Source organism: Nocardiopsis trehalosi NBRC 14201 (assembly GCF_001552555.1).
In the GTDB taxonomy this organism is placed as follows: domain Bacteria; phylum Actinomycetota; class Actinomycetes; order Streptosporangiales; family Streptosporangiaceae; genus Nocardiopsis_B; species Nocardiopsis_B trehalosi.
Genome location: NZ_BCRK01000257.1, coordinates 1 through 6519 on the forward strand (window position 1 = coordinate 1; position 6519 = coordinate 6519).

Genomic DNA, 6519 nt, shown 5'->3' on the forward strand with positions numbered 1-6519 from the left:
CCCCCCGCCGCTCCGGCGGCCCCGGGCTGCCGCACCGCATCGGCGGGGCGGTGGCCGACCCCGGGCTCCTCGCGCTCTACGCCCAGGCGCTGCTCCTCATGGGCGCGTTCGTCACGGTCTACAACTACCTCGGCTTCCGGGTGGCCGACCCCCCGTTCGACCTGTCGCAGACCGCCGCCGCCCTGCTGTTCGTCGCCTACCTCGCCGGGACCGTCAGCTCCGCCGCCGTCGGGCGGGTCACCGAGCGCCTCGGCCGCCACCCGGTACTGCTCGGCTGCGTGGCCGGGATGGCGCTGAGCGCCGCCGCGCTGCTGCTGCCGTCCCTGGCGGCGGTGATCGCCGGGCTGGTGGTGTTCACGTTCTTCTTCTTCGCGGCGCACTCCACCGCCAACGCCTGGGTCGGCCACCGCGCCACGGCGGCGGCGCGGGCCCAGGCCGCCGCCATGTACACGCTCTGCTACTACCTGGGGTCGAGCGCGTTCGGCTGGCTCGGCGGCGTCTGCTACGACCGCTGGGGCTGGGGCGCGGTCGTCGCCTACGTCGCCGCGCTGTGCGCGGGCGCCGCCCTCGCGGGGCTCGGCCTGCGGCTGCGCGGGGGCGGCCCGGCCGCCGCCGGGAGATGAGAGAGTGAGGCACACCGCCCGCCTCCGGTCGCCGCGCGCCGCGGTGCCCCGCCCGCGTGAAGGAGTCGCCCCGTGGCCCAGGTCCTCGTCGTCGCCGACGACCTCACCGGCGCCAACGCGACCGGCGCCCGCTTCGCCCGCGCGGGCATGCGCGTGGCGGTGGTGACCCCCGAGCGGGTGGCCGCGGTCGTCGAGGACTGCGACGTCGTCGTGGCCAACCTCGACAGCCGGCACGCCGCCCCCGACCTCGCCGCCGACCTGGTCACCGACGTGGTGGAGGCCGTCTGGCCGGTGGGCCTCGTCGTCAAGCGCACCGACACCACCCTGCGCGGCAACATCGGCGCCGAACTGGAGGCCGCCTGGCGGGCGGTGCGCGAAAGGGTGGACGACCGGTACCGGGTGCGCGCGCTGCTGGTGCCCGCCTTCCCCGCGTCCGGCCGCACCACGGTCGACGGGGTCCAGCTCCTCGACGGCGTGCCGCTCGACCGCACCGCCCTCGCCGAGGACCCCTTCCACCCCATGGACACCGGCCGGGTCGCCGACATCCTCGCCCGCCAGACCGGCCTCGCGGTCCGCCACGTCCCCGCCCGCCAGGTGAGCGCCGAACTGCTGGCCGCCGACCTGACCGCGGGCGACGAGCCCGTGGTGCTGTGCGACGCCGCCGACGAGCGCCGCATCGAGGACATCGCCACCGCCGCCGCCGACGTGCACCGCGCCGACGGCACGGTGTGGGTGGCCGCCGACCCCGGCCCCATGGGCGCCCAGCTCGCCTACGCGCTCCGGCTGCGCGGCCGCTCCGAGGCGCCCGGCCCGCTGCTGGCCGTCGCGGGCAGCCCCACCGAACTCACCCGGCGCCAGCTCGCCACGGTCGCCCGCACCGGCCCGGCGCGCTTCGTCGACCTCGACGCCGCCCGGTTCACCGACCCCGGCGACGGGCACGCCGACGACGTCGCCCGCGCCCTCGTCGACCGGCTCACCACCACGGTGTTCCCCGAGGTCGTGGTGGTGCGGGTGGCCGCCCCCGACGGCGCCCCGCCCGCCGAGGCCGCGCGCGCCCTGCCCGCCCGCCTCGCCGGGCTCGTGGCCGACGCGCTGCGCGAGGTCGAGGCCCGCGCGGGCGCGCACGCCCTGCCCAACGGCCTGTTCCTCGTCGGCGGCGACCTCACCTCCTGCGTCCTGGACGCGCTGGGCGTGCGCGACTTCGAGGTGGGCGGCGAGGTCGTCCCCCTCGCCGTGCACGGCACCCTCGGCGGCGGCCCGCTCGACGGCGTCCCGGTCGTCACCAAGGGCGGGCTCGTCGGCGACGACGCCACCGCCGTGGAGTGCCTGGCCAAGCTGCGGCGCGCCGCCCGCGCCCGGCTGCTCCAGGTCCGCGCGGAGGTGCCCGAGCACGTCCTGCCCGCCGCCCGCCCCGGGCCGGGCGCGCGCCGCGGCTGAACGGGACCGCCGCCCCCGCCGGCGCGCGGCCCCGGTGACCTAGACTCCGCAGCACACGTACTGCGGAGGGGGACGCGGATGACGGCGGTGCCCACGGACGACACCATCCGGCGGCTGCCCAAGGTGCTCCTGCACGACCACCTCGACGGCGGGCTGCGCCCCGCGACCCTCCTCGCCCTCGCCGCCGAACGCGGCGCCGCGGCCCTGCCCGCCGACGACCCCGACCGGCTCCAGGACTGGTTCGCCGCGCCCGCCGCCTCCCCGGAGGACCACCTGCGCCGCTTCGCCCCGGTGCTCGACCTGCTCCAGGACGCCCCCGCGCTGACCCGGGCCGCCGCCGAGTGCGCCGAGGACCTGGCGCACGACGGCGTCGTCTACGCCGAGGTCAAGATCGCCCCCGAGCAGCACACCCGGGGCGGCCTCACCCGCGCCCAGGTGGTCGACGCGGTCCTGGAGGGCCTGCGGGTGGGCGCCGCGCGCGCCCGGCTGTTCGGCCGGTCGGTCGACGTCCGGCTGCTGCTCACGGCGCTGCGCCAGGCGGCCGACTCGCTGGAGATCGCCGACCTCGCCGTGCGCTACCGGCACCGGGGGGTGGCGGGCTTCGACATCGCCGGGCCCGAGGCCGGCTACCCGCCCACCCGGCACATCGCCGCCTGCGAGTACATCAAGCGCGCGAACTTCCACCTGACCCTGCACGCGGGCGAGGGCTTCGGCCTGTCCTCCATCTGGGAGGCGATCCAGTGGTGCGGCGCCGACCGCCTCGGGCAGGGCGTGCGCATCACCGACGACATCGCGGTGGCCGAGGAGTACCCGGGGGCCGGGGGCGGCGCCCCGGTGCGCACGGCCAAGCTGGGCGAGCTGGCGGCCTACGTCCGCGACAAGCGCGTCCCGCTGGAGCTGTGCCCCAGCGCCAACGTGAACACGGGCGTGGTGCCGTCGCTGGCCGAGCACCCGATCGACCTGCTGCGCCGGCTGCGGTTCCGGGTCACCGTCAACACCGACAACCGGCTGCTCAACCGCACCTCCATGACCCGCGAGTTCGCCGGGTTGTGCGCCGCGTTCGGCTACGGCCTCGACACCCTGAGCTGGTTCACGGTCAACGCGATGAAGTCGGCGTTCATCGGCCACGACGAGCGGCTGGCGCTGATCGAACGGGTCATCAAGCCCGGCTACGCGGCCGTGCGCGCCGACCACGCGGGCGCCGCGTTCTTCCGCCGCGAGGACGACTGGTGACCGGCGCGCCCGCCGGACGGGGCGGCCCCCGCCCGGCCGGACCGGGCGGGGACCGCCGCGCCGGGTCGGCGGACGGGCGCGGGGCGGCGGCGCGCGCCCGGGGAAGGTGAGGCGCGCCCCGCGCGGTCCCGCGCGCCGGGGCCGGACCGGACCGCGGTGGCCGGAAAGCCCGCGCACCCCCCGTCCCTGACAACGGGGGGTGGCGTGCCGCGGCGGGCGGGCGGACGGTCCCCATTCGATGCGATCCGCCCGTCCGCCGCGGGTCTCTAGTCCTCGGTGGGGTCCACCTCCGGGACGGGGAAGGGCGGGCGGCCGGTGCCCGACACCGGGTGGCCGCCCCACAGGTTGGGGTCGCCGAGGACGCCCTCGCCCTCGTGGCCGCCGGGGGTGCGGATGCGCACCGCGGTGGTGCCGGCGGCGCGGGCCGCGCTCACCGCGGGGTCGGCCGCGATCCGGCCGGTCCACCGGTAGGCGCCGGTCAGCGGGTCGAAGTGGCCCGCCACGTGCACCTCGACCTCGGTCTCGGTGCCGCCGACCACCACGACCGCGGGCCCGCGGTACTCCTCCTCGTCGTCGCCCATCCCGCTCACGCGGCCACCCCCGCGCGCACGCGCTCCTTGCGCAGGTGGTACTCGTGCGGGGCGAAGCGGCGGGTCCGCAGCGCGAACTCCCAGCTGAACCCGGGCCACAGCGTGGTGTTGCGCCCCTTGGAGTTGAGGTACCAGCTGTCGCAGCCGCCGGTCACCCAGACCGTGCCGGCCATCTTCCGCCGCACCATGGCGTTGTAGGCGGCCTGCGCCTCGCGGCGGGGCTCCAGGCGGTCGACCCGGTTGCGCGCCGCGTACTTCAGCGCCTGGAGGACGTAGGCGATCTGCGCCTCGATGAGGAACACCTGCGAGGTGTGGCCGGGGCCGGTGTTGGGCCCGGACAGGATGAAGAGGTTGGGGTATCCGGCGACGGTGGTGCCGCGCAGCGCCTCGATGTCCTCGCCCCACCGCTCGGCCAGGGGCACCCCCTCGGCGTCGTACACCCACGAGGCGACGGGCGGGTCGGTGACGTGGAACCCGGTGCCGAAGATGATGGTGTCGACCGCGCGCTCGGTGCCGTCGGGGGCGACCACGGAGTCCGGGGTCACCCGGGCCACGCCCCCGCTGACGACCTCCACATTGGGCCGGGTGAGCGCGGGGTAGTAGTCGTTGGACAGCAGGATGCGCTTGCAGCCGGGCAGGTACGACGGGGTGAGCTTGGCGCGCAGCTCGGGGTCCTTGACGTGCCGGTGCATGTTGAACCGGGCGAGCGCGGCCACGCCCTTCATGATCCTGGGGTTCGTCACGAACCCGAGGATGTAGCTCTCCCGCCCCCAGTAGATGCTCTTGCGGGCGATCTGCTGGGCGATCGGCAGCCGCCGGTACAGCCACCCCTCGGGCCCGGTGAGGTCGCGGTCGTGCCGGGGGATGATCCACGGGGGCGTGCGCTGGAACAGGTGCAGCCGCTCGACCCGCGGCTGGATCCGCGGCACGAACTGGACCGCGGAGGCGCCGGTGCCGACCACCGCGACGCGGCGCCCGGTGAGGTCGTGGTCGTGCCGCCACCGCGCCGAGTGGAAGACCGTGCCGCGGAAGGTGCCGAGCCCGGGCAGGTTCGGGATCGCCGGGTCGGCCAGCCCGCCGCAGCCGCTGACCAGGAACTGCGCGGTGACGGTGCCGCCGCTGGTCTCGATCCGCCACCGGTTGGCGCCGGGCTCCCAGTGGGCGGCGGTCACCGCGTGCCCGAACCGGACGTGCCGCACCACGTCGTGGTCCTTGGCCACCCGGCGCAGGTAGTCCCAGATCTCCGGCTGCGGCGAGAAGCTCCGGCTCCACGCCGGGTTGGGCGCGAAGGAGAAGGAGTAGAGGTGGGACGGTACGTCGCAGGCGGCGCCGGGGTAGGTGTTGTCCCGCCAGGTGCCGCCGATGTCGTCGGCGCGCTCCAGGACGACCAGGTCGTCGAGCCCGGCCTGCTTGAGCCGGACCGCCGTGCCGATGCCCGCGAATCCGGTGCCGATGATGGCCACCCGGAAGTGGGGCGGCGCGGTGTCCTGTTCGGTCACGTCGACCGGTCCTTTCGCACGTGGCGGGTGGGGGAGGCGCGGAGGGGAGCCGGCCCGGGGATCAGGCGCGTTGAGTCCCCGGGCCGGGGCCTGTCAGGCCGCGGGCGCGCCGCGGCGGCCGAGGAGTCCGGCCTTGCGCCAGAAGTACCGGCCGGGCCCGGAGATGGCGCCGGCCTTGTCGAGGGTGGCCACGACCTTGCGGGCCGCCCAGGTCTTGGTGTCGATCCAGTGGGGGTTGCGGCGGGCGGCGCGGCGGGCGGCGCGCGGGTCCAGGCCGACGCGGGCGTAGACGCGGGGGCTGATCAGCCGCGTGGCGGAGTAGTAGACGACGAGGCCGAGGACGAACCGGCTGTACGCCTTGGCGATCGCGCCCCGCTCCCGCCAGTCGCGGGCGAACTCCTCGCGGGCGTAGCGCATGTGCCGCGCCTCCTCCACGACGTGGATGCGGGAGACGGCGCGGGTCAGCGGCTCCAGCGACTCGTCGGCCATGATCTCGCGCTGGAGCTGGTCGAGGATCTCCTCGACGAACAGCGCGCCGCTGAAGGTGAGGGGCCCGTTGGAGATCGTCTTGAAGACGCGGCCGAGGAACTGGGTGACCGGGTCGAGCCGGTAGAACCCGGCGTCGAGCTTGTCGACCAGCTTGGCGAACATGACCGAGTGGCGGCACTCGTCGGCGATCTCGGTGTAGGCGTACTGGACGTGGTTGGTGGTGGGGTCGCGGTCGTACGCGTGCCGGACGAGCATCTGCATGAGGATGGTCTCGAACCAGATCCCGATGCTGGCGACGCTGGCGATCTCCTGCCGGCTCAGCTCGCGGCGCTGCTCCTCGGTGAGGGTGTCCCACAACTCGGTGCCGTAGAGGGAGATCCGCTCCGGGCGGATCGCGTACAGGTCCTTGTTGACGGGGGCGTCCCAGTCGATCTCGACCAGCGGGTCGAAGGACGCCTTGGCCGACGAGCGGAGCAGCCGCCGGGCGATGTCCTCCCGATCGGTGGTCCGGGTCTGCGCCTCAGCGGTCATGGGGGGTCTCCTTCGGGTGCGAAAGGGTGTGATCTCCTCCACACGTACTGCCGCGAACGTTACAATGGACATTGTCACGATGCAAGGGGGGAAGTTCGGTCGATCCCCGGGAGTCCC

Annotated in this window: 6 protein-coding genes; 3 read left to right on the forward strand and 3 right to left on the reverse strand. The window is 75.5% G+C overall.

From position 1 onward, the window contains the following. The 3 genes from NT8_RS26475 to NT8_RS26485 form a co-directional block, all read left to right on the forward strand. On the forward strand, positions 1–623 hold a 623-nt coding region (locus tag NT8_RS26475), incomplete at its 5' end, for an MFS transporter (protein ID WP_157515988.1). A 72-nt stretch (positions 624–695) separates the two neighbouring features. Then, positions 696–2060, forward strand: a complete 1365-nt coding sequence (locus NT8_RS26480; protein WP_067975351.1) for a four-carbon acid sugar kinase family protein — start codon at positions 696–698, stop codon at positions 2058–2060. Positions 2061–2138: 78 nt separating this feature from the next. After that, positions 2139–3293, forward strand: coding sequence for an adenosine deaminase (locus NT8_RS26485; RefSeq protein WP_084469305.1), 1155 nt, complete (start codon positions 2139–2141; stop codon positions 3291–3293). A gap of 266 nt (positions 3294–3559) precedes the next feature. Here NT8_RS26485 and NT8_RS26490 read toward each other — a convergent pair whose 3' ends face one another. From NT8_RS26490 to NT8_RS26500, 3 genes are all read right to left on the reverse strand, one after another. Further along, positions 3560–3883 (reverse strand): DUF4873 domain-containing protein, encoded by a 324-nt coding sequence (locus NT8_RS26490; RefSeq protein ID WP_067975353.1) that lies wholly within the window; start codon positions 3881–3883, stop codon positions 3560–3562. Then, on the reverse strand, positions 3880–5382 hold the full coding sequence (locus NT8_RS26495) for a flavin-containing monooxygenase (protein WP_067975356.1): 1503 nt from the start codon (positions 5380–5382) through the stop codon (positions 3880–3882). The genes NT8_RS26490 and NT8_RS26495 overlap by 4 nt, the downstream gene beginning before the upstream one ends. 93 nt (positions 5383–5475) lie before the next feature. Next, positions 5476–6402 carry an AurF N-oxygenase family protein gene (locus NT8_RS26500; RefSeq protein ID WP_067975359.1) on the reverse strand — a complete coding sequence of 309 codons (927 nt, stop codon included), beginning with the start codon at positions 6400–6402 and terminating at the stop codon, positions 5476–5478. Positions 6403–6519 lie beyond the last annotated feature (117 nt).